Annotated in this window: 21 protein-coding genes; 7 read left to right on the top strand and 14 right to left on the bottom strand. The window is 70.9% G+C overall.

The window, feature by feature from the left end; all coding sequences use genetic code 11:
• Positions 1 to 1,351 precede the first annotated feature (1,351 nt).
• Positions 1,352 to 1,924: an LmbU family transcriptional regulator gene (locus ACWCPW_RS00160; protein WP_449759303.1), complete on the top strand. Its 573-nt coding sequence runs from the start codon at positions 1,352 to 1,354 to the stop codon at positions 1,922 to 1,924.
• Positions 1,925 to 2,105: 181 nt separating this feature from the next.
• Here ACWCPW_RS00160 and ACWCPW_RS00155 read toward each other — a convergent pair whose 3' ends face one another.
• On the bottom strand, positions 2,106 to 2,750 hold the full coding sequence (locus ACWCPW_RS00155; RefSeq protein WP_449759302.1) for an FMN-binding negative transcriptional regulator: 645 nt from the start codon (positions 2,748 to 2,750) through the stop codon (positions 2,106 to 2,108).
• Positions 2,751 to 3,124: 374 nt separating this feature from the next.
• On the opposite strand from ACWCPW_RS00155, the gene ACWCPW_RS00150 reads away from it, so the two are divergent.
• The gene (locus tag ACWCPW_RS00150) at positions 3,125 to 4,474 is read left to right on the top strand and encodes a lysine N(6)-hydroxylase/L-ornithine N(5)-oxygenase family protein (RefSeq protein ID WP_449759301.1); all 1,350 of its coding nucleotides are present in this window, start codon (positions 3,125 to 3,127) and stop codon (positions 4,472 to 4,474) included.
• A 127-nt stretch (positions 4,475 to 4,601) separates the two neighbouring features.
• Here ACWCPW_RS00150 and ACWCPW_RS00145 read toward each other — a convergent pair whose 3' ends face one another.
• Both ACWCPW_RS00145 and ACWCPW_RS00140 read right to left on the bottom strand, forming a co-directional pair.
• Positions 4,602 to 5,489 carry an SAM-dependent methyltransferase gene (locus tag ACWCPW_RS00145; RefSeq protein WP_449759300.1) on the bottom strand — a complete coding sequence of 296 codons (888 nt, stop codon included), beginning with the start codon at positions 5,487 to 5,489 and terminating at the stop codon, positions 4,602 to 4,604.
• 200 nt (positions 5,490 to 5,689) lie between these two features.
• The gene (locus tag ACWCPW_RS00140; RefSeq protein ID WP_449759299.1) at positions 5,690 to 7,483 is read right to left on the bottom strand and encodes a CDGSH iron-sulfur domain-containing protein; all 1,794 of its coding nucleotides are present in this window, start codon (positions 7,481 to 7,483) and stop codon (positions 5,690 to 5,692) included.
• A gap of 117 nt (positions 7,484 to 7,600) precedes the next feature.
• Here ACWCPW_RS00140 and ACWCPW_RS00135 point away from each other — a divergent pair, with 117 nt between their 5' ends.
• Positions 7,601 to 8,242, top strand: a complete 642-nt coding sequence (locus ACWCPW_RS00135) for a TetR/AcrR family transcriptional regulator (protein ID WP_449759298.1) — start codon at positions 7,601 to 7,603, stop codon at positions 8,240 to 8,242.
• A 21-nt stretch (positions 8,243 to 8,263) separates the two neighbouring features.
• Here the strand turns inward: ACWCPW_RS00135 and ACWCPW_RS00130 are convergent, their stop codons facing one another.
• Positions 8,264 to 8,653 carry a hypothetical protein gene (locus ACWCPW_RS00130; RefSeq protein ID WP_449759297.1) on the bottom strand — a complete coding sequence of 130 codons (390 nt, stop codon included), beginning with the start codon at positions 8,651 to 8,653 and terminating at the stop codon, positions 8,264 to 8,266.
• Positions 8,654 to 8,750: 97 nt separating this feature from the next.
• Positions 8,751 to 10,199, bottom strand: coding sequence for an MFS transporter (locus ACWCPW_RS00125; RefSeq protein ID WP_449759296.1), 1,449 nt, complete (start codon positions 10,197 to 10,199; stop codon positions 8,751 to 8,753).
• Positions 10,200 to 10,367: 168 nt separating this feature from the next.
• Between ACWCPW_RS00125 and ACWCPW_RS00120 the strand changes: the two genes are divergently transcribed.
• Complete coding sequence (locus ACWCPW_RS00120) at positions 10,368 to 11,375, top strand: sigma-70 family RNA polymerase sigma factor (RefSeq protein ID WP_449759295.1); 1,008 nt, start codon at positions 10,368 to 10,370, stop codon at positions 11,373 to 11,375.
• 20 nt (positions 11,376 to 11,395) lie between these two features.
• On the opposite strand, the gene ACWCPW_RS00115 is transcribed toward ACWCPW_RS00120, so the two are convergent.
• Positions 11,396 to 11,854 carry a MarR family winged helix-turn-helix transcriptional regulator gene (locus tag ACWCPW_RS00115; protein WP_449759294.1) on the bottom strand — a complete coding sequence of 153 codons (459 nt, stop codon included), beginning with the start codon at positions 11,852 to 11,854 and terminating at the stop codon, positions 11,396 to 11,398.
• Positions 11,855 to 12,034: 180 nt separating this feature from the next.
• On the opposite strand from ACWCPW_RS00115, the gene ACWCPW_RS00110 reads away from it, so the two are divergent.
• Positions 12,035 to 13,549, top strand: a complete 1,515-nt coding sequence (locus ACWCPW_RS00110; protein ID WP_449759293.1) for an MFS transporter — start codon at positions 12,035 to 12,037, stop codon at positions 13,547 to 13,549.
• A 96-nt stretch (positions 13,550 to 13,645) separates the two neighbouring features.
• On the top strand, positions 13,646 to 14,665 hold the full coding sequence (locus ACWCPW_RS00105; RefSeq protein ID WP_449759292.1) for an NADP-dependent oxidoreductase: 1,020 nt from the start codon (positions 13,646 to 13,648) through the stop codon (positions 14,663 to 14,665).
• A 120-nt stretch (positions 14,666 to 14,785) separates the two neighbouring features.
• Here the strand turns inward: ACWCPW_RS00105 and ACWCPW_RS00100 are convergent, their stop codons facing one another.
• From ACWCPW_RS00100 to yczE, 5 genes are all read right to left on the bottom strand, one after another.
• Positions 14,786 to 16,258: a CHRD domain-containing protein gene (locus ACWCPW_RS00100; protein WP_449759291.1), complete on the bottom strand. Its 1,473-nt coding sequence runs from the start codon at positions 16,256 to 16,258 to the stop codon at positions 14,786 to 14,788.
• A 248-nt stretch (positions 16,259 to 16,506) separates the two neighbouring features.
• Positions 16,507 to 17,121: a hypothetical protein gene (locus ACWCPW_RS00095; RefSeq protein ID WP_449759290.1), complete on the bottom strand. Its 615-nt coding sequence runs from the start codon at positions 17,119 to 17,121 to the stop codon at positions 16,507 to 16,509.
• 241 nt (positions 17,122 to 17,362) lie between these two features.
• Positions 17,363 to 18,832: an SDR family NAD(P)-dependent oxidoreductase gene (locus ACWCPW_RS00090; protein WP_449759289.1), complete on the bottom strand. Its 1,470-nt coding sequence runs from the start codon at positions 18,830 to 18,832 to the stop codon at positions 17,363 to 17,365.
• Between the two features lie 301 nt (positions 18,833 to 19,133).
• On the bottom strand, positions 19,134 to 19,547 hold the full coding sequence (locus ACWCPW_RS00085) for a PPOX class F420-dependent oxidoreductase (RefSeq protein WP_449759288.1): 414 nt from the start codon (positions 19,545 to 19,547) through the stop codon (positions 19,134 to 19,136).
• Positions 19,433 to 20,158 carry a membrane protein YczE gene (gene yczE / locus ACWCPW_RS00080; RefSeq protein WP_449759287.1) on the bottom strand — a complete coding sequence of 242 codons (726 nt, stop codon included), beginning with the start codon at positions 20,156 to 20,158 and terminating at the stop codon, positions 19,433 to 19,435. Before yczE ends, ACWCPW_RS00085 begins: the two co-directional genes overlap by 115 nt.
• Positions 20,159 to 20,281: 123 nt before the next feature.
• Between yczE and ACWCPW_RS00075 the strand changes: the two genes are divergently transcribed.
• Complete coding sequence (locus tag ACWCPW_RS00075) at positions 20,282 to 20,752, top strand: MarR family winged helix-turn-helix transcriptional regulator (protein WP_449759286.1); 471 nt, start codon at positions 20,282 to 20,284, stop codon at positions 20,750 to 20,752.
• 130 nt (positions 20,753 to 20,882) lie between these two features.
• Here ACWCPW_RS00075 and ACWCPW_RS00070 read toward each other — a convergent pair whose 3' ends face one another.
• From ACWCPW_RS00070 to ACWCPW_RS00060, 3 genes are all read right to left on the bottom strand, one after another.
• A complete protein-coding gene (locus tag ACWCPW_RS00070) occupies positions 20,883 to 21,314 on the bottom strand; it encodes a nuclear transport factor 2 family protein (protein ID WP_449759285.1) in 432 nt (143 codons plus the stop codon).
• Between the two features lie 101 nt (positions 21,315 to 21,415).
• Positions 21,416 to 22,144, bottom strand: a complete 729-nt coding sequence (locus ACWCPW_RS00065; RefSeq protein WP_449759284.1) for an XRE family transcriptional regulator — start codon at positions 22,142 to 22,144, stop codon at positions 21,416 to 21,418.
• A 133-nt stretch (positions 22,145 to 22,277) separates the two neighbouring features.
• Positions 22,278 to 22,823: an N-acetyltransferase family protein gene (locus ACWCPW_RS00060; protein WP_449759283.1), complete on the bottom strand. Its 546-nt coding sequence runs from the start codon at positions 22,821 to 22,823 to the stop codon at positions 22,278 to 22,280.
• Positions 22,824 to 22,833 lie beyond the last annotated feature (10 nt).

Here is a 22,833-nt window from a genome sequence, read left to right as displayed (position 1 = left end):
CGCGGTATATCGACCACCCGAGGTATGAGCTCGCCCCGACCGCCGGGGTGGAGGGGCGGGGAGGCACCCGCGTAGGCCGAACGCCTCGCGTCGCCGCCGGTGCCCGGCCGCGATTGCCCGAGCGCCGCCCGCGGACGTCGCCCGGACAGCCGCGAACCGGCTCCGGGAGCGGTGGAGTCGAGGCCGCTTGGGATCGACCCGGCCCGGTGCCGCCGGTGTCGGCGCGTCAGGCGTTCGAGCGCGTGGCGCACGCGCCGCCGGCGGCCGGGCGACTCCGGCGATCGGGCGCCCGTACCAACCGCCCGCCGCTCCCGGACCCGCCGAGAACGGTGTCGGAACGTAGCCGGACTCAACCTCACAGCATCGAACCGCAAGCTCTCGACCGCGCTCTCGGGCACCCTCCCGCCCCGATCCCGCGTGGCCGGATCGCAGCGCTCGACGCGTTGCGACGGGCCGCCGATCCGAGCGCCGGGCGGGCCCCGGTGAAATCCATCCGGATGGCCGGAGGCATTCCGAACCCGGCTTCGCTATGAATACGCGGTGGCCTCCGTCTATCTACGTCGTTAGGACGGCGTCAAGACGCGCGAGTAGCCGAGCCGGAACAGGTGAATACCTCTATAGTGACCACCCCCGCGAAACCCGGCCGACTCGAACGCCGACCGGAACAGGGATCGACACCTCCGGTGCGCAGGCTCTTTTCCGTGGCCGGCCGAGGACACGACACGGTTGGACGGATATTTTTCGCCGGTGCCGGAATGGTGGGCTCGACTACCGAGCGGTTGCGCTCGGTGTCGCTCCGAAACAATTAGCGGCCGCTTCCTTGATTTCCGGCAGTTGCTGGGATCTACTCGGGTAGGCCTTCGAAGAGAACCACTTTGAATGTGGATCTTCAGGTGTCGGCAGGGTGTGACGCCGACAGCCGCAACGCCAACGGGGATCTGTAAAGAGGCGAACGGGGCGAGTCGTTGATGCACGCATTCGTACATATGTCGACCTTGTCCGTCCGTACGACCGCGATGGTCGTGCGGCATCGCCGCGCGTTTCCGAAGTCCGTGTCGCCGATCGCCCGGCCAGGGGTGATCCGAGGGGGATCGGCGGAGTCGGCCGTGCGGGCACGGTGGACGATCGAATGCATATCGGATATGTCTGGCATACCCCCGTGGCAACGAGCTGCGCAGTAGCAGCAGCGAATGGCGCAAAATTCGCTTGTTCGAGCGTGCACTCACATGGAGGCATGGTGGCGAACCAAACCAGAAGTCACGAAAGCGCAAGGGATACACCGCTTCGCTCGGGTCCCGGGATTGTGGCTCGACCGCGAAGAGTCGCCGGAGAAAATCCGCATTGCGGCCGTTTGCTCACGACGAAAGTGGGTCTGCAAATACCTGCAGACATCACCTTCGAAGACTGGGAGCAGGCCGGACGCAAGCTGTCCGGAATCTTGGATTCCTCATCGTGGTGGCTCGGCGACTGGCTTGTGTATGGAAAGGACCATTACACAGACCTGTACCAGCGAGGGATACGTGCCGCGGGATTAAGCTATCAGACGTTAAGGAATTATGCCTGGGTATCGCGACGATTCGAGTTCGATCGACGGCGATCGGCTCTGAGTTTTCAGCATCACGCGGAGCTGGCCTCGCTTCCGGTTGCCGAACAGGAGTTGTGGCTGGACCGTGCCGAACAGATGAAGTGGACCACCAAGCAACTGCGCAACGCTATCCGCGATGCGCGAGCGGACGAAGTGCGGGACGGTCGCCAAACCGAGGCGACGCGTCGTCTCGCGGTGCCCGGTGATCGCATCCGCTGGTGGCACAAGGCCGCGGAACAATCGGGGATCGACTTCGAGCAGTGGGTACTCGCCACGCTCGACCACGCCGCCGAGCGGGTCCTGGAGGACGTCCAGGAGCAGGCCGGTGTGAGCGTGTGATGCTCCGGTGGCGCCGAAGCGGCAGGGCGGCAAGGCAGTGGGGCGGTAGGGAGTATGCCGGTACCGGCATGCGGTAGGGCGACATCGCGGGATCCGAGTGGCCCGGGGCGACTCGGTCCGTGACGACCTCGGGCCCGTGCTCAACGACCGAGCGCGGGCCCATCGGCGTGGTCTCGCCCGGTCAGGGCAACCGGCTCATCATCGCGGCCGTTTCGCGATGCCGGCTGCACTCGCGCCCGTCGAACGAGCGCGCCACCCGGTCGCGTATCTCGGCCGGTTGCTCCTGGCTGAGCTTGAACATGCCGTCGGCCCGGGAGACCCGGATCCGGAACGCGCCCACGGCGGGCACGATCTTGCGGAAGTAGTCGACCGACTCGGACATGTCCCACGCGTTGCCGAACTCGTCCTCGAAGGCCCGCACGGTGGATTGCACGACGCCGAGGGTCTCCTCCATCGAATCGATCTTGTGCACCGTGCCGCGGACGTGCACGGAAGTGAAATTCCAGGTGGGCGCGGCCGGGGTGATCTCGTACACGGTCGGAGAGACATACGCGTGCGGGCCGGTGAAGGTCAGCAGCACGGTGTCGCCGGTGGTCAGCGCGCCCCAATGCGGATTCGCCCGGTTCATGTGGCCCAGCAATGTCGCGCCGGACAGGTCATCGGTCCATTCGTCGGTCATCTCCGGGTCGGGAATGATCGGCAGATGCGTGGCGAAAGGGCCGTCCGTCGGGGTGCCGTTCAGCACCAGGAGCGCCAATGGATTTCGACGGATCAGCTCGACCATCCACGAACCGTCCGGTTCGCGATACTGCTTGGGAACGAACATGCGGAACTCACCCTTTCGGTGACCTGGTGCGGTGCACGGCTCCACGAGACGAAGCCGGCGGTCCTGGCGCGCGGGTACGGTCGCGTCGACGGTCGGAGCGAAGCGTTGTCCCGTCGGCAGGACGGCGTACCCGACTGTATTGCGGACCGAGCCCTTGAAAGGCGTGCCCGGCCCCCTTAAGTTGAAGCTGCGGTGCCCCCCGGCGCAATACCGAATGCGTTTCTCCCGGACGGCCGGTCGAGAGATATGGGATCATAGGGCACGTTCGACGAATTCCATCCTGAATCCACGACCAGCGTTTCCTGCTGGTGCCGTGACGACTCGTCGAAGATACGGAAGTCCCTGTCGCCGCCACGCTAGCGGGAGAGTTTTCTATGGGCACTTTTGCACGCGAAATCTACGACGTGGTGGGCATCGGATTCGGCCCGTCCAATCTGTCGCTGGCCATCGCCTTGGACGAGTATCGAGCCGAGGCGCCGGGTGACCGGGCCGAGCCGGCGGCGATCTTCTTCGAGCGACAGCCCGCGTTCGGCTGGCACCGCAATATGCTGTTGCCCACGACGACCATGCAGATCTCCTTCATGAAGGATCTGGCGACCTTCCGCAATCCGGTGTCGCGATTCAGCTTCGTGTCGTATCTGCACGCGTCGGGCCGGCTCGCACAGTTCGTCAACAATCAGGATTTCTTTCCGACCCGTCAGGAATTCCACCAGTACCTGGAATGGGCCGCGGCCGGCTTCACCGACCGGGTCCGCTACGGCTCGGAGGTCACCGGGATCCGGGTGCCGGCGGCGGCGAAGGCCGGGGCCGCGGCCGACCACGTGCAACTGGAGATCCGCAGCGGCTCCGCGACCAGGGTGGTCGACGCGCGCAACGTGGCCATCTCGACCGGCCTGGTACCGCGCATGCCCAACGGTGTGGTGCGCGATGAACGGGTTTGGCACAGCTCGGAGTTCCTGGAGAAGTACAGCCGGATGAACCCGTCCGACCTGAAGTCGGTGGCGGTGGTCGGCGCGGGGCAGAGCGCGGCCGAGATCACCCGGTTCCTCTACGACGAGCTGCCGGACGCGCAGGTGTCCTCGATCATCCCGTCCTACGGCTATTGCGTCGCGGACGACACCCCCTTCGCGAACCAGATCTTCGACCCGGGCGCGGTGGACACCTACTACTTCGGGACGGACCGGTCCCGCGAGGCGTTCTGGCACTACCACCGGAATACCAACTACTCGGTGGTCGACGACGAGGTGATCCGCGACCTGTACCGGCGTTCGTACGACGAAGAGGTGCGTGGCGTCCGGCGGTTGCACTTCCTCAACCTGACCCGGGTCGACCAGGTCAAGCGGGCCGGTGACGAGACGCGGGTGTCGCTGCTGTCGCTGCCCGCCGACGAGTCACGGGAACTGGACGTGGACGCGATCGTGTTCGCCACCGGCTACGACGGAATGGAGCCGACCGCGCTGCTCGGCGACCTGGACCGGCACTGCCTGCGCGACGAGACCGGCCGATACCGGGTGACCCGGGACTACCGGCTGGTCACCACGCCCGAACTGGCCTGCGGCATCTACCTCCAGGGCGGCACCGAACACACCCACGGGCTGACGTCGTCGCTGCTGTCGAACATCGCGATCCGCAGCGGTGAGATCGCGGAATCCGTCATGCGCCGGCGCCCCGAGCCGGAACCGGAACCACCGCTTCCGTCGGTGGTCGCCGGCGAGACCGGGTGACCCCTCCACCCGCCGAGCGGCCCGTCGGCAACGCGCCGGCGGGCCTGCTCGTGGCCCGGACGGGCCCTGGGTCGGATCGGACGGTGGTGGCGGCTGGGACGGGGTGGTGGCTGGGGCGGGGTGGCGGCTAGGACGCGCCCTGGGGCTTGATGCCGACCGCGCCGTAGCCCCAGACGTTCTCGACCGTGTCGAGGGGGTGGTCCGGTTCGGCGTCCGGGTTCCAGTGGGTGCGCAGGCCGGGTTCGACCAGGTCGAATCCGGCGAACATGGCCAGGATGTCGTCGTATCGGCGCATGGTCATCTCGGCGGAGGCGTTCTTCCACCCGTCGGCACCCTTGCGGCCCTGGTTCGGGTTGGCGTCGAAGGACGCGTGTGAGAGCAGGAGCATGCTGCCGGCGGGCAGCGCGTCGCGCAGCCGGGCGACGATCTCGTGCGGCTTCTCGTCGTCCCGGATGAAGTGCAGGATGGCGACCAGCATCAGCGCGACGGGCTCGCCGAAGTCGATCACCTCCAGCACCTCGGGCGCGGACAGGATGTCCTCGGGCGCGCGCAGATCGGCCTGGGTGAAGGTGATCCGGCCCGGGTCGGCGTCGGTCATCAGCGCCCGCCCGTGCACCAGCACGATCGGATCGTTGTCCACATAGGCGACCCGGGCGTCCGGGGCGATCTCGTGGGCCGCCTCGTGGGTGTTGCCCGCGGTGGGGATGCCGGTGCCGATGTCCAGGAACTGGCGGATGCCGCGGCGGGCCGCGTAGCGCACCGCGCGGCGCAGGAAGAGCCGGTTGAGTTGGAGGGTGACCGGCAGATCGGGGATCGCGGCGACGATCGCGTCCGCCGTCGCGCGATCGACCGCGAAGTTGTTCTTGCCGCCCAGCAGATAGTCGTAGATCCGGGCGGTGTGCGGGATGCTCGTGTCGATCCGAGTCGGCAGCCGACTCTCCACCTCGTCGAGCCGAGGCAACCGCCAGGCCTTCTCGTCGCCGTCCCCCGCGTTCCCCGCCGGTATGGATGTCACGTCCGCCTGCCTCCGCAGTACCGATTCCCTACGTTCGCCGACTGTACTGGGGGCATTCACGGTTTGGGCCGGCGGTGGAGGGCTGTCGAGGAATCGGTACACATCCGAAGTCGTCGGACAACCGACCGGCTCGTACCGGGATCCGGGTCGGTGCCGGCGGCCCGCGCCCCGGCACGGACCGCCGGCCGATGTCCGCCCGACTACTCGGGCTTGCCCTCGGCGACCCAGCGGGCGAACGCGTCCACCCGGTCCGCCGGCCAGGCGCCGTCACACGGCATCGTGCCCTGGCGCAGCCGGGCCAGGATCGCCTCGGCGTGCGTGCTGACGTCGGCGTGTGCCCACAGGTCGAACATGAAACTCATCGACTTGCGGTCCATCTCCCGGAACAACGGCCTGATGTGCTCGTCGAAGCCGATCGGTTCGTCCGCGGCCGGCAGGGGCATGTCGGTCGTCTCCTCTTTCGGGGGTGGCGACAGCGCCGACACCCGGGCGCCCGGGGTGGCGCCGCAGACCCACCACCAGCGCGGTACGGGCATGTGGGCCGGCGGGCGGGCGCCGGGTTGGGAGTTCTCCACCGCGATCCGCGAACCCCACTCGACGTAACCGGCGAACGCGGCGCGGAACTCGGCGTCGGTGGGCAGACCCGCGTCGTTCGCCGCGAGGCTGATCAACTGCGCCCAGCGGGCCCGCCATTCCTCCTTGAGCGCCTTGCCGGCGTGCTCGCCGACCATGTGGTCGTAGCCGCCGTAGCGCTCGCTGTACAGCTTGGGGCCGCCGAAAGTCTCGACCAGCCAGGCCGCCACCCGTTCCGGGTGATCCGGCGCCATCCGGGCGAACAGCGGTGCCAGCAGCGGGTCTTGCGGGACGTACTTGTCGTAGAAGATGTGCGTCATCCGGGTCAGCGCGGGCAGCCCGCCGGCCCATTCGTAGAGCGTGGGTTCGGCGGAGGGCGGCGGGTCGGCGAAGTCGACGTACCAGTGCATCCCGCTGCAGAACGGCTTGTTTCGCGAATGACCGCATCGACACAGGCTGTAGCGCTCGGTCGGCGCGCCCGGGCCGCGCGGCTCCGGCTCGCCGTCGGCGCCGACCAGCGGGATGCCGCCGGTGACCCGGTACGGGCCGTTCAGCGATACCTCGATCACCGGTTCGCGCTGCTGTGAAGGTGGTTCGTGCCCCTCGAGCAGGTAGTCCAGGGCGCCGGACGGGCAGGCCCGGACGGTTCGCACGATCTCGTCCATCCGGCCGCCGGACGGCGCCACGAACGGCTCCTCCTTCTGCCGGAACACCGAGGAGAGCCGGTCGGTGCACAGGCCCGAGTGCGCGCACAGGCCCCGGTTGTCGGTCACTTCGACCGGATTGCCCGGGTGGGTGTGGCGCTCGTCGGGCACTCGACCCGGATCCTTGGCACCGCTGAAGCCGATCCGGGCGTGGCTGCCGTCGCACAGCGGCTTGGTCGCCGACTCGCCGCAGCGGCACAGCGCGGTCTGCGGCAGCACCGGAATCGGTTCGCCGAGCCGGTCGGTGACGTGAGTCGCGTTGGTGACCAGGTACGGTCCGTCCGGCGCGACCTGGACGCGGGTCGGCAGCGCGCCCTGGATCTCGGTGAACTCGGCGACCAGGGCAGCCCGTTCGGCGTCACCGTCGGTGAACAGCCAGGCCAGGTGTTGCAGCGCCGCCGCGGCCTCGATCAGGCCCGTGGGCGGTTCGGGGCTGATCTGTACGCGCAACCGGGTGACGTCCGAGGCGAGTTCGCGGACCGGACCGGCCGGATCCCAGTCGGTGCCGGCGGGAGTGCCGGCGGGCGGGTCGCTCGGCTGAGGTCCGGCGGTATCCCCGCCCATCTCGATCAGCGCCTCGGTCATCGGCCGGAGCACCGTGTCGCGCAGCGGCTCGCCCGCGTCGGCGTCGGTCATCCGCCGGGTGAGTTCGTGATCGAGGACACGTGCCCGGATCAGCAGCGACCGCAGCCGGGCCGGGATCGGCGCGCCGGTCACGGCGTGCAACCGATGGGTCGGCCCGACGGGATGATGGGACGGTTGAACACGATGGTCACGCTCGCTACCCCTGTCTCGGTGCGGTGCTGATTCAATACAATACAGGAGTGTATTGAAATGGAAAGTGCCAGTCGCGGTTCCGGTCGCGCCCGGGACAGCGCGATCGACTCCCGGATCCTGGCCGTGGCGGGACGCCATCTGGCCCGGGACGGGTACGCCGGAATGTCGCTCGCGGCTGTCGCCCAGGAGGCGGGCACCACCCGTCAGGCGCTGTATCGCCGCTGGCCCGGCAAGGCCGAACTCGCCGCGGCGGTGGTCGCCGCGCTGGCCGAGGAGGACCGCGCCGACCTCGCCGCGGACAATCCGTTCACCACGCTGGTGGCCGAGTTGACCGACTTCCAGCGCGGCGTCTCGAAGTCCGGCCGGCTCTCGCTGGTCGGCACGATGCTCCAGGACACCACCGACCCGGACCTGCGCGCCCGCTACCGGGCTCGGGTGATCGCGCCGCGGCGGGCCCGGCTGCTGGCCGCGCTGGAGTCGGCCCGCCGACAGGGCCACCTCGCCGCCGACGCGGACCTGGAGATCGCGCTGACCATGTGCACCGGCGCCTGGTACGCCCGCGAACTCGCGGGCGCCCCGATCCCGCCGAACTGGCCGTACCGCACCGCGTCCCTCCTGTGGCGCGCCCTCGGCGGCACGATCCCGGCGGGAACCGCACCCCCGCATCCCGAGCCGGGACCGCCGACGGATCCGGCGTAGGACGGGCCCGGCCGACCGGGCTCACCCGGCCCGGCGGAAGCGGTCCGGCGGAGCCCGTCCGGTCGTCGGCGTGTCGGCCGGCTCGGCGTGCGGGCAGCGCTTGTCTTCCGGGTGGCCCGGGTGGCCCGTGCCACCCGGCTCGTCCTCGCGCGGTCGGCGCGGCAGCAGGAACGCGGTGAGAGCGACGAGCAGGAGGGCGGCCACGACCGCCCACAGCGTGCGCTCCAGCGCGTGGGGGTACGCCCCCGCCCGATGACCCGCGTCCGGATCGGCGGCGACATCGAAGAACAGCGTGCCCAGGATCGCCACGCCCAGCGTCGCGCCGAGCTGCTGGTCGGCGTTCAGCACGCCGGACGCGGAACCGGTCTCGTGGTCCTCCACGCTCGCCGACCGGGCGGGCCTGCCCGGCACAGGCCCGCCTCGGCAACCGACTTCGTCCCGTGCGCACCCGAAGGGCCGCGCCACCACGCGCCGTTGCCGGGCCGTTGCCGGGCCTGCCGGACCCGGCTTACCGCACCGACGCCGTCTCGGTCCGGGTGGGTGTACCCGGCGACCCGGCCGGCGGCGTCGTCGGGCGGCGCGCGGGCAGGAGCAGGCCGATCGCCGCGCCCGCGAGGGACAGGCCCGCGCCGAGCGCCGCGACCGGCACGAAGCCGTCGGCGAAGGCGGCCGGTGAGGCGTAGCTGCCCGCGCCGGCGAAGATCGCGACGGCGACGGCGATGCCGAACACGCCGCCGAGCTGGCGCGTCATGCCGTTGATCCCGGCCGCCGTGCCGATCTCGGCACGATCGACCGCGCCGACGACCGAACTCTGCACGGTGGGGATCGCCATCGAGATCCCGCAACCGGCCACGGCCAACGGGGCGATCATCGCGCCGTAGCTCGGCCCGGCCTGGGCGAGCAGCGCGAGCCACCCCATGCCGATCGCCTGGAGCAGCAACCCAGCGGTGAGCAGCGGTCGTTCACCGACCCGGTCGGCGAGCGCGCCGGCGATCGGCGCGCAGACGAACAGGGTCCCGGTCCACGGCAGCAGCCGCAGACCCGCGTCGAGCGGACCGTAGCCGAGTGTGTTCTGCAGGAACTGGGCGAAGAAGAACACGCCGATGAACAGCGACGCGGTCATGAAGAAGCCCACCGCGTTGCCCGCCGAGAAGGTCCGGGAGCGGAACAGGCGCATCGGCACCATCGGCGCGGGCGAGCGGAGTTCCCAGCGGACGAAGCCGATCGTGAGCACGGCGCCGGCCACGAACGCGCAGATCACCTCCGGGCTGCCCCACCCGACCGTGTTCCCCCGGACCAGGCCCCATACCGACCCGAACGCGCCGCCGCTCACCAGCGCGACCCCGGGCAGGTCCAGCGTCGTGCGGGGGCCGTAGCTCTCCGGCAGCCGGGTGAACACCAGCGGCAGCGCGAGCAGACCGATCGGGACGTTGAGCCAGAAGATCCACTCCCAGGACGGCCCGTCGGCGATCGCGCCGCCCACCAACGGCCCACAACCCACGCCCAGTCCGGTCACACCCTGGAGCACCCCGATCGCCATGCCCCGGCGCTCGGCCGGAAACGCCGCGCCCACCAGCGCCAGTGCGAGCGTGATCACCAGCGCCGCGCCGATACCCTGCACGGCCCGCGCCGCCACCAGCGTCGGCACGTCGCGCGACAGCGCACAGGCCGCCGAGGCGAGCACGAATCCGGCCAGGCCCGTACCGAACATCAACCGTCGACCGAACCGGTCGCCGAACGCCGCCGCGGTCGGCAACAACACCGCGAAGCTCAGGTTGTACGCGTTCACCGTCCATTCCAACTCCTCTACGGACGACCCCAGATCGTCCCGGATCGCGCCCAGGGCGGTGGACACGACCAGGGTGTCCAGGGCGGCCATCACGGACGCCACCGCGGTCAGCGTCAACACCCACCCGCGCGCGGATGCCGGGCTCGGCCCGCCGCTGTCGCCACTCATCTGTTCCTGCTCTCTCGGCCGTCGCGGCCGGATCGGGTTGTACCGATACCGATCCGGGCGCCCGGGAAAAGTCGTCGGTGGCGTGCACGGCGAGACCGGCCCGCGCCCGACCGATGAGTTTTCCGGTCGGCGCGGATCTGTAGAGAGGACGGAGCCAAGGGGGACCAGATGACCACGACGGTGCACGGCGACGAGGAATTCGTTCGGCTCACCCGCCCGTTCGAGCGCGAACTGCTCGCGTACTGCTATCGGATGCTCGGTTCGGTACACGACGCCGAGGACTCGGTGCAGGAGATCTACCTGCGCGCCTGGCGCGGCTATGCCGGCTTCGAGGGCCGGGCCGCGCTGCGGACGTGGCTGTATCGGATCGCGACCAACGTGTGTCTGCGCGCGCTGGAACGACGTCGGGGGCGCCGCGACCTCCCGGCCGGCCTCGGTGGGCCGACCGAGGACCCGACCGCCCCGTTGGCCGCCGCGCTGCCCGAACCGGCGTGGCTGCAGCCGATTCCGGACGCGCTGTTCGTCGCCGAGACCCGCGAGGCGGCGGTCGCGGCCGACCCGGCCGCGATCGTGACCGCGCGCGAGGGCATGCGGTTGGCGCTGACCGCCGCGTTCCAATACCTGCCGCCGCGACAACGCGCGGTCCTGATCCTGCGGGACGTGCTGGGCACCCGGGCCGCCGAGGCGGCCGACCTGCTCGGGATCAGCACGGCCGCGGTCAACAGCGTGCTCCAGCGGGCCCGGGCCCGACTTGCCGAGGTGGCGCCGGTGGCGAGCGAGGTCCGCGGGCCCGGCGAGCCGGCCCGACGCGCACTGCTGGACCGCTACGCCGCCGCCTTCGAGAACGCCGACATGGCCGCGCTGATGGGGGTGCTGACCGAGGACGCGGTCTGGGAGATGCCGCCGACGCCGTCGTGGTTCGTCGGACCCGAGGCGATCGTGGCGCTGATCGCGGCCCGCTGCCCGGCGCTGCTGCGCGGAGGCCGGATGATCCGCACGGCGGCCAACGGCCAACCCGCGTTCGCGCTGTACGCGCCGGATCCGGACGGGGTGCTGCGCCCGCACGCGATCCAGGTGCTCACCCTTGCCGACGCGGGCGTGACCCGGGTGGTGTCGTTCATGGATCGGGCGCTGTTCCCGACGTTCGGCCTGCCGGACCGGCCGCCCGGTCGCTGAGCGCCGACCCGGGCCGAGGGTCAGGGGTGCACGGTCTCCATGGCCGGGCGCAGCCGGCCCAGGAGGGTGTACAGCGCGAGGCGCTCGTCGGTGGTGAGCCCGTCCAGTGCCGCGCGGGTGGTGCGCATCTCGCTGCGGATGCGGCGGATCGTGGCGTGGCCCTCCTCGGTGGCCACCACGTTCTTGACCCGGCGGTCGTTGGGGTTGGGCTCGCGGCGCACCAGGCCGCGCGATTCGAGCCGGTCCACGATGCCGGTGACGTTGGAGGCGTCGCACACCAGGCGGTCGGCGAGCCCGCGCATCGGCAGCGGGCGGCGGAGCAGGGAGAGCGTCTTGGCCTGCACCGAGGTCAGGCCGTGCCGGCTGACCACCGCGGCGAAGTCGTGGAAGTACGCGGTGCCCACGGCGGCCATGGCGTCCATGATCTCGGCCGTGCTCGGGGTGCTGGGATCGACGTCGGTGTCCGTGGCGCTGCTCATGGATCCAAGCTAACGCAAAAAGGTTGAGGACTTCAACCTTTGAACTTGACGTAGCAATTTGCGGGTGTCTACGGTCGGTCCTATTGCTTGAAGACTTCAACCATCGAGGCTGCAAAGCTTCGCCAGGGCGTCCCGAACCCGGTCGTCCCGAACCCGACTTTCCGAAGAAAGAGCGTCTCCGTGAGTCCCACCCCGCCCGGCACCGGCACCGGCACCAGTACCGCCACCGCCACCGCCGACAAGCCAGGATCCGGTGCCCCGCTGATCCTCGCGCTCGGCCTGGCCGCCATGGTCGTCGCGATGGCGCAGACCCAGGTCATCCCGATCCTCGGGCTGCTCCAGCAGGAGTTGGGCACCACGCCCGCCGGGGTCGGTTGGGTGACCACCGCGACGCTGCTGTCCGCGGCGGTGTTCACCCCGCTGCTCGGCCGCTTCGGTGACCAGCACGGCAAGAAGCCGACGCTGATCGGCGTCCTGGGCGTGATGATCGCCGGCTCGGTGCTGGCGGCGGTGACGTCCTCGCTGCCGCTGCTGATCCTGGGGCGGGTGCTCCAGGGCGCGGCCACCGCGATCTTCCCGCTCGCGCTGTCGATCATCCGCGAGGAACTGCCGGTGGAGAAGCTGCCCGGCGCGATGTCGCTGATCAGCGGCACGCTCGCGTTCGGCAGCGGGCTCTCGCTGGTGGCCACCGGACTGCTCACCCGCGGCGACGACCCGAACTACCACCTGGTCTTCTGGTTCTCCGCGATCCTGTCCGGCGTCGCCCTGCTCGCGGTGATCCTCCGGGTGCCGGCCAGTCGTACCAAGGTGGGCGGCCGGATCGACCTGCTCGGCGCGGCGACCCTCGGCCTGTTCCTGGTGCTGCTGCTCCTGGGCATCTCGCAGGGGCACGAATGGGGCTGGGCGTCCGGCCGGACGATCGGCTCCTTCGTCGGCGCCGTGCTGATGGCGGGCGTGTGGGTCCAGGTCGAGCGCCGGGTCGCCGACCCGCTGGTGGACCTGCGGATGTTCGTGCACCGTCCGGTCCTGCTCACCAACCTGGCCGGCCTGTTCGTCGGCTTCGCGGCGTTCAGCCAGTTCATCGGCATCTCCTACCTGGTCCAGATGCCGGAGCGGGTGGCCGGGTACGGATTCACCGCGTCGGTGCTGCGCGCCTCGGTCGAATACCTGCTCCCGGGCGCGCTGATCTCGCTGCTCGCGGCGCCGCTGGGCGGCCTCCTGGTCGGCCGGATCGGTGCCCGGATGACCCTGGTGATCGGCTCGCTGGTCGGCATCGCCGGCTTCGTGTGGCTGGCCTTCGGGCACGGCGCCTCGGCGTCGGTGATCCTCGCGGGCATGCTCACCGGCATCTCGATCTCGTTCGGGTACGCGGCGATGCCCGCGCTGATCGTGGCCAACGTGCCGCACCACCAGACCGGTATCGCGAACGGGATCAACTCCATCTCGCGCAGCGTCGGCAGCTCGATCGCCAGCGCCGTGATCACCTCGCTGCTCGCCTCCAAGTCGGTCGCCGGCCTGCCCGCGGGCTTCCCGCCGATTCCGGCCGAGAGCCGGTTCACGCTGAGCTTCGTGATCGCCGGGGTGATGCTCGTGCTGGTCGTCGGGGTGGCGTTGCTCGGCCTCAAGCGGGTACCCGCAAGGGCCGAACCGGTCGTCGTGTCCGTGCCGCGAACCCAGGAGTCCGTGGACGCCTGACGGCCGAACCACCGCACGGGACGCCCCGTCCGACCGGTACCCGCACCACTCCCTGTTTCCCGATCCACTCCGCACCGCCGAGGAAGGCCACGCCCGATGACACCCACCACCAGCCGCGAATGGCACATCCTGGCCCGCCCCAAGGGCTGGCCCAAGGAGGAGGACTTCGCCCTGCGCGAGGTCGAGATCCCGGAGCTCGCCGACGGGCAGATGCTGATCCGCAACCTGTTCCTGTCGGTCGACCCCGCGATGCGCGGTCGGATGAACGACGTCAAGTCGTACACCCCGCCGTTCAAGCTGAACGAGGCCATGGAGGGCGGTGCGGTCGGCCGGGTCGTCGCGTCCAAGGCGGCCGGCTTCGAGGTGGGCGACGCGGTGCAGCACTGGCTCGGCTGGCGCGAGTACTCGGTGGTCGCCGGCAAGGGCGCCGGCGCCGTCAAGGTCGACCCCGACCTCGCGCCGCTGTCCGCCTACCTGGGCGTCCTGGGCATGCCGGGCATGACCGCGTGGGCGGGCCTGCTCGACGTCGCGTCCTTCAAGCCCGGCGACGCGGTGTTCGTCTCCGGCGCGGCCGGCGCGGTGGGCAGCCAGGTCGGCCAGATCGCCCGGCTCAAGGGCGCCTCGCGGGTGATCGGCAGTGCCGGCTCGGCGGACAAGGTCAAGCTGCTGGTGGACGAGTACGGCTTCGACGCCGCGTTCAACTACAAGGACGGGCCGGTCGCCGCGCAACTCGCCGAGGCCGCGCCGGACGGCATCGACGTGTACTTCGACAACGTCGGCGGCGAGCACCTGGAGGCCGCGATCGGCGCGCTGCACACACACGGCCGGGTCGCGATGTGCGGGGCCATCGCGCAGTACAACGCCACCGAGCCGACCCCGGCGCCGCGCAACCTGGCGTTGTCGATCGGCAAGCGGCTGCGGCTCCAGGGCTTCATCGTGATCGACCACTTCGGCAGGCGGGACGAGTTCCTCGCCGAGGTCGGCGGTTGGATCAAGGAGGGCAAGCTGAAGTACCGCGAGACGGTGGTCGAAGGGATCGAGAACAACCTCGACGCGCTGCTGGGCATGCTGCGCGGGGAGAACACCGGGAAGATGGTCGTCGCCCTGCCGGAGTGAGAGCCGGGCACGTTCGCGTCGCGGGAGCGGACCTGCCGAAGGGCCGCGCGTGGGGGTTGGACGCGCGGCCCTTCGGGGTCTTTCAGGGGGACGATCCGGCTCGGGGGAGCGGAATTTCGGTCAGCCGATGAACAGGTAGTCGGCCTGGTAGGGCACCTCGGCGGTGGGCCGGGTCGCCGGGTCGCACGGGCCGGCCGGGGCCACGCCGCCCTGCGTGTTCAGCCGCAGCACCTGGGTGGTCGCGGAGAGCAGCAGGCCCGGCTTGCCGGTCTGGGTCGCGTTCAGCACCAGTTCGGGGATGTTGCCGTCCCCGTTCGGCAGCTTGGTCGCCACCGCGCCGGTCACCGCGCTGCCGTCCGGGGCGATCCACTGCGGCGGGCCGGCGGTCGGGTTCACGAAGCTGTGCTTGAGGTCGCCCTGGAGCCTGGCCGCCACGTCGAGCTGGGTGAAGGAGCTCGCGCCGTCCTTGGTCGTGCACTGGTAGATCTGCTTGCCCGTGAGCACCGACAGGTTCAGCGCCGGCGACTTCGGGGCCACCTTGCGGTCGAGCTGTCCGCGCACCGCGCCGCCCGGGAACTCGCCCGTGTGCAGGTTGGTGTAGTAGTTCGCCGGTGTCGCGTTGATCCGCTCGACGACGGCCGGGTCGATCCCCTCCACGGTGCCGGCCAGGCCGGTCACCGACTGCGGCAGCCCGCCCTTCGCGTCGAACAGCGGCGCGACCACGTCACCGTTGGCGCCCGCCGCGGCCTTGTGCAGGTGGCCCAGTGTGGGCGGGGCGACGCCGGTCCAGGAGAACGACCAGTCGACGCAGTTGCCCCACGGGCGGACCGAGGTGTCCGCGCGACCGTTCGGGTCGCCGGTCTTCTTGCCCTCGGCGTTCTGCACCTCCTGCTTCCCGTTCGCCTCGGCGGGCAACGTGCCGTTCTTGAGCACGCTGTTCATCTCGACCGGGCGGGCGAGCTCGACCAACTGGCCGCGGATCGCGCCGCCGGGGAACTCGCCGGTGTGCACGTTGAAGTACAGGCTCGCCGGGTCGCTCTTGATCTTCTCCAGCAGCGCCACGTCGGTGACCTTGACGCTTCCGGTCACCGCGTTCGCGGTGTCGGGCAGCGCGGTCGCGAAGAACGGCACCTTGACCTCGCCGTTCTTGCCCTTGCCGCCCAGGTGCAGGTGGGCCGCGGTCGGCGCGCCGGTGCCCTCCCAGCGGATCCCGAAGCTGACCTGGTCGCCCTTGATCCGGACCAGCGCGGTGCCCTTGCCGTCCTTGTCGCCCACCGCGGCGTTGCCGCCGGGGACCTCGTTCGCGCCGGACAGGCCCGCGGCGAAGAAGGTCTCCTCGCCGGTCGCGGGTTCGGCCGCGCCGGTGGTGGTCCGGTCGGAGGCGGGAACGGCTCCGCCGTGCTCGGAGCCGTGCTCGCCGCCGTGTTCGCCCCCGGGCGAGCCGGGGTCGTTGCCCGCCTCGGCCGCGGCCACGTTGGTCGAACCGTTCTTTGTGGCACCGGACTTGGTGTCCGACGACGAGCATCCGGTGACCGCGAGCGCGAGCGTGGCGGCGAAGGCGACGGTGGGCAGCGTGTACTTGCGTGCGGACATGACGAGTCTCCCCGAAGACATGGGTCCTGGAATGCGCGTGGGTTGTCCGGCCGGGCCTCGTCCGCGTGCGTGGCGCGGGGGCGCGCGGGCCGGAGTCACCGCCGCGGTGTCGTTACCGCGGCGTCGTTGCCGTGGTGCTGTTGCCGTGGTGCTGTGCCGTGGTGCCTGTGGACGGCCAAGCGGCTTGTGCCGCCCGGCAGTCGGCCGGGAGCGGTGGAGGGCCCGGGCCGCGCCACCGCTCGGTTCGATCAGTAGCCGTAGCCGCCGGTCGAGGGCTTGTCGCTCGGCGGCGCCGTGGTCGCGGTCACGCCGGCCTTCTTGCCGTCGGGGGTCACCGCGAACCAAGTGCCGCCCACACCCTGGCCCTTGGTCTCGCCGGGCTTGGTGTCGGCCGCGAACCGGTACACCGGCCAGCCGCCGATGGTGACCTGGGTGCTGCCGTCGCCGCGGGTCACGCTGCCGACGACGGACTGGTCGACGCCGTTGAGGGTGACGCCGCCGGTGGTGGTGACGGCGGGCCACTTCGCGAGGCAGTCGCCCTCGCAGTTCGACTTGGACGGCTTGGCGGTGTCCTTGTCGAAGCGGTACAGCGTGAAGCCGGAGCCGTCGGCGACGATCGGGCCGAGCTTGGCGTCCGTGCCCGCCTTCAGCACGGCCTTGCCCGCCGTACCGTTCGCACTCTGAGCGGGCGCGGCGGGCGTGCCGGGCGTGTTCGGCGCGGGCTGGGACTGCTGCCCGGGCTGCGTCGCGGTGCCGGCGGCCTTGCCGTCGTCCTTCGAGTCACTGCCGCACGCGGACAGACCGAGACCGAGCGCACCGGCGATGGCGACGGCGGCGAGGCTGCGGGTGCTGAAAACAGACATGGTGAACCCCCGGAAGATGATCGATGGTTTTGCCGAACGGCGGTACGGGAGACGGATTTTGGGTCCCGTTCCCGAGTCGACCGGTTCGCGTGCCGGTCGTTGCGCGTCGACATCCAGCAGTACGGGGGAGGGGTCGGAAAGGGTTCAGCGCCGGCGAAAGTTTTTTTCGGCGACTCGCGGCCGAACCCGAACCGGCCCCGGCGGGAACCTCCGCCGGGGCCGGAACACGCAGGTCGGCGGCCTACCAGGCGGCCGGCGCGTAGTCCTTGAGGAAGCAGCCGTACAGGTCCTCGCCGGCCTCGCCCCGCACGATCGGGTCGTACACCCGGGCCGCGCCGTCGACCAGGTCGAGCGGCGCGTGGAAGCCCTCGTCGGCGAGTCGCATCTTCTGCGGGTGCGGGCGCTCGTCGGTGATCCAGCCGGTGTCCACGGCCGTCATCAGGATGCCGTCGGAGAGCATCTCCTCGGCACTGGTGCGGGTCAGCATGTTCAGCGCGGCCTTGGCCATGTTCGTGTGCGGGTGGCCGGGGCCCTTGTAGCCGCGGCTGAACTGGCCCTCCATCGCGGACACGTTGACCACGTACTTGCGCCGGGCCTCGGCTGCGGCCATCGCCGGACGCAGCCGGCTGACCAGCACGAACGGCGCGGTCACGTTGCACAGTTGCACTTCGAGCAACTCGACCGGGTCCACCTCGTGCACGCGCTGCGTCCAACTGTTGACCGGGTCCAGGTCGGGGACCAGGCCGCCCGCGTCGATCGCGGTGCCGGTCTCGATCCGGGCGGGTGAGGCCGAACCGCTGGTCAGGGCGAGCGCGGTGAGTGCCTGCGGGGTCAGCGCCTGCTCCTCCGCGCGGGACTGGCCGGGCAGCAGGACGTGGCCGCTGCCGCCGATGTGTCCGAACGAGACCATCTCCGGCAGTTCGCCGGCGGGCAGCGGCGCGGCCTCGGCGGCGGCCAGTGCCGCGTACGCCTGCGGGGTCCGGCGGACCGTCTGCGCGGCGTTGTTGATCAGGATGTCCAGCGGTCCGGCCTCGGCCACCGAGTCGGCCAGCGCGACCACCTGGGCCGGGTCGCGCAGGTCTATCCCGGCGATCTTGAGCCGGTGCAGCCAGTCCGCGCTGTCCGGCATCGCGGCGAAGCGGCGGATCGCGTCGTTGGGGAAGCGGGTGGTGATCGTGGTGTGCGCGCCGTCGCGGAGCAGGCGCAGCGCGATGTACATGCCGATCTTGGCCCGGCCGCCGGTGAGCAGGGCGCGGCGTCCGGTCAGGTCCGTGCGCTGGTCGCGGCGGGCCCGGTTCTCGGCGGCGCACTCGGGACAGAGCTGGTGGTAGAACGCGTCCACCTCGCGGTAGCGCTTCTTGCAGATGTAGCAGGCTCGGGCGCGTTCCAGGACGCCGGCGATCTCGGTCGTGGTGACCGTGGTCAGCGCGATGCCGAGGGTCTCGTCGTCGATCCGGCCCGGCGCGCCGGTCGCGGTGGCGGCGGTGACCGCCTCGTCGTTGGCGATCACCCGGTCCCGGCGCTCCTTGCGGCGGCGCTCCTTGACGCTCTTGTAGATCCCGGCCGTGGCCCGCCGGATCCGCACCGCGTCCGGGTGCTCGACGTCCAGTTCCTCGACCTCGGCGAGCACGCTCAGGCACAACTCCATACGCGCGGGATCGATGCCCTCCGCCACGCCCGTGTCCGCCTGAATCTCGCTACTCGCTGTCATCGCCGTTGCCGTTTCCTGTGCTCGCCGCCGCCACAAAACCCCGGCGGAACTCTACGTCGTGCCGAGACCTGGACCAATTCTCGCGTGCTCGGCCCGAGAGCGGCGCGGGCCGGTCGGCGCACATCACGGACGGCCACGGCCTCGGCCCGGCGGTCGATCGGGACGGGTGTCCCGATCGGTGCGGAGCCGCGGTCGGGGGTCGCGCTCCCGGGCAACCCCGCGGCCCGGGAACGCGACGTATTCGGGGCGGTCCGCTCGGTGGCCGTCCGCTGGGTGGCGGTCCGCCGGGGTGGCGGTCCGTTCAGGCGCGGGACCAGCCGTAGGTGCGCTCGACGGTGATCCGGATGACCACGCGGTGTTCCGTCGCCATCACGTCGCGGTATTCGGCCCAGTCCGGGTGCTCGCCGACGATCAGGCGGTAGACCTCGACGAGTTCGTCGGCGATCGGGTCGTCGGGCGACTGGCACGCGGCGCTGATCTCGGCGTGGCCCTCGGCGACCAGGTAGGCGTCGTAGTCGGGAGCGGTGACCAGGAAGCTCGCGCGCGGGTCGCGGGCCAGGTTGCGGGTCTTGGCGCGGTCGACGGTGGCCGAGACCCGGATCAACCGGCGGTCCGGCTCCCACAGGTAGGAGACCGGGGAGAGTTGGGGGCGGCCGTCCCGCTTGAGAGTGGTGAGGACGCCGCGTCGGTCGGTGCCGAGGAGTTTCGTGTCCATCGTGGGCGACTCGCTTTCGATGCGGGCTTCGGTGTCAGTCGAGGCAGGAACCAGTGGGTCAGCGGCCCGATGGCCAGGGTGAAGACGATCGTGCCGACGCCGACCGTGCCGCCGAGCAGGACGCCCGTTCCCAGGACGCTCACCTCGATCACGGTGCGGCCCAGCCGGATCGAGTGGCCGCGAGCGGCCCAACCGGTCATCAGCCCGTCGCGCGGGCCCGGGCCGAGTCCCGCGCCGATGTACAACCCGGTGGCGAGCGCGGTCAGCACGATCGCGGCGGCCAACAGCGTCGCCCGCAGCGGCAGATTCTCCGGTGCGGGCATCAGCCACAACACGCCGTCCACCACCAGGCCGACGACCACGACGTTGGCGATCGTGCCGAACCCGGGTCGCTGCCGCAGCGGGATCCACAGCAGCAGCACCAGGACGGCGGTGCCGATCACGATCTGCCCGAACGGCAGCCCGGTCCGGTCCGCGACGCCCTCGTGCAGCACGTTCCACGCGTCCAGGCCGAGTCGGGCGCGCACCATCAGCGCGATGCCGACGCCGAACAGGGTCAGGCCGAGGAACAGGCGGATCAGCCGATTCGGCAGGCGAGCGGGGGCGGTCACGAGGCATCCGCCTTCCTGTGCGCACTCCCGGCGCGCTCGTCGGGGTCGGCGAAGTAGTTGATGTGTCATGTAGATCCTCCGGGCAAGTACATGACATGTCAAGTAGCTGCTAGATTGGTGGCCATGGCCCGCATCGAGGAGACGCCTTGGCTGGACCCCGGGCAGCAGCGCGCGTGGCGGGGGTATCGCCGGTTGCGACTGCTCGTGGATACCCGGGTGGCCCGTGACCTGGCCGTCGACTCGGGGCTGTCGGACCCCGACTACGACGTGCTGTCCGAGCTGTCCGAGGCGACCGGCCATCGCCGCCGGCTGGGCGAGTTGGCCGAGCGCATGTTGTGGTCGCAGAGCCGGATGTCGCACCACGTCAAACGCATGCAGCAGCGCGGCCTGGTCAAACGCGAGGAGTGTGCGGGCGACGGCCGCGGCGCCGAGATCGTGCTGACCGCCGAGGGGCTGCGGGTGATCGAGGAGGCGGCGCCGCAGCACGTCGCCTCGGTCCGGCGCAACCTGATCGACCTGCTCACCGAGGAACAGATCGCGATGCTGGCGCAGATCGCGGACACGGTGGTCGCACGCATCGAACCGCGCACCTGACCGTCCCGATCGGGTGGCCCCGGGAAGCGCCCGCTCCGGACAAGAGGCGCGCTCCCGCCACCACGAGAACCGCCCACGGCCGAAGTCGTGGGCGGTCGGCCGGAGCACCCGGCGTGGAGCGGTCGGCCGGTCAGGCGTCCTGCGCGTAGCCCTTGGCGACGTGCTCCAACCACCACTGCGGTGCGGCGTTCATCAACGTGCCGAAGTCCCAGTAGTCGTGCCAGCGCACGATCTCGCCGTTCCGGAACTCGTGGATCGACACGAACGGCAGCACCACCTGCTCGCCGCTCTCCCAGTGCCACTCCTCGGCGTGCTCGGTCACCACGAGGTCGCCTTCGGCGACGGTGCTCTTGTGGTGGTGGATGTAGCCCGAGAGCATCTCCAGGCCCAGCCGCAGCCGGGCCTCCACGGCCGCCGGTCCGGTCGCGCCGGGCCCGGGCGCGGCGACGTCCGTGTAGTGTCCGTCGGCGGCGAAGTAGGCCGCGACCTTGGCGAAGTCGCGGGCGTACAGGTCCTGCCAGAACTGCTCGATCAGCCGCTTGTTCGCGGTCGCGTCACTCATGGCGCGCACCCTACGCACGCGCGCCGAAACTAAACAGAGGCAAGCTTCTCGGCGGGAATGTCCCAGGACGGGAATGTCCCAGGACAGGCGATGGGCACGCCCTAGGTTCGCCACACGCCCGCCGCCGCCGGGTTGGCCGGCGGGTGTGCCAGCAGTGCCCAGAAGCGGTCCACGACCTCGTCCGGATCCACCGTCGTGCCCCGCGGCTCATCGGTGTCGGAGCGCGGCACCCAGGACAGGGACAGCGTCGCGCGGGAGGCGAACTCGTCGTTGAGGGTCTCCAGCGCGGCCGACACCCGACCGCGGCGCAGCGCGAGCAGCGTCGCGATCTTGCCGACCCGGCCCTGCCAGCGCCCGAGCGCCGAGTCCACCACCAGTTCACGCAGCACGGGCGCGGCGCCGGCCACCTCGGCCAGGCCGCGCAGGTCGAGCGAGAGCTCGCGCACCAGCACCGCGGTGGCGCGCTCGTCGCCACGCCAGCGGTTGTCCGCCTCGGCCCGCAGGTAGAGCGGCTCGGGCAGGCCGAGCCGCCGGGCCAACTCCGATTTGGACAGCCGAGCGCCCAACCGGTGTTCGCGCAAGGTGCCCGGACGGCCCATCAGTTCGGCCGGCGAACACCACAACGCCTCGGCCAGCGCGAGCAGTTCCGGCTCGCCCGGGCGCGCCGTGCCCGCCTCCCACGCCGCGACGTCGGTGGCCGTGACCCGGGTACGAAACGCCGCCATCGCCGCGGCCACCTGTGCGAAGGTCAGGCCCAGCGCGCGACGTTGTCGCCCCGCCGCCCCGGGCGCGAACGGCGGATGGTCCGCGAAACCTCGAAGTGACCGCACGGGCACAGGGTAGGGCGGGCCGCGCCGTCCGCGAATCGGTGTGATCACCCCATGCCGACCCCGAGATCTCGGCTCGGATTGGGCAGATCCTCCGACAACCGCGACCCGGGCGGGCCCGGGCGGCCGACGCCGGTCAGGCGCGATCCAGGACCAGCGCGGTGAGCAGCGGCGCGTCCGGCCAGGCCGGACGCAGGTCGCCGAGCACCCGATAACCCCACCGCAGGTACAGCGCGAGGACCTTGGGGTGGGTCGGATCCACCAACAGGGTCACCCGCTGTTCGGTGCGGGCCGCGAGGAGCGTGTCGTGGATGGTGCGCGCCGCGCCGGAACCGCGCCACGGTTCGCGGACCATCAACTCGTTGAGCGCGAACGTACGCCGGCCGTCCTCCTCGATGTCCGCCGCCGGCACCGGCTCGGTGAGTCCGGTCCACCAGCGCGCGCCGGCCTGGAGTGTGTACCCGAAGGCGTAGCCGACCGGGACGTCGCGGCTCCACCCCACGACGCACTCGAAGCCGGGCGCCGCGGCATAGCGCGCCAACCGCTCCGCGAAGGTCGGCACCGAGTGGAAGGGCCGGTCCAGATCCGCCGCGTAGACCTCGGCGTAGATGTCGAGCAGCACCCGCCGGATCTCGTCGAGGTCACCGCCCCGGTGATGGGTCCGCGCGATGTCGGTTGCCACGCTTCCTCCA

This window comes from Embleya sp. NPDC001921, assembly GCF_053594475.1.
The sequence above is the reverse complement of the archived record's forward strand: the minus strand, read 5'-3'. Positions and strand labels throughout refer to the sequence as shown.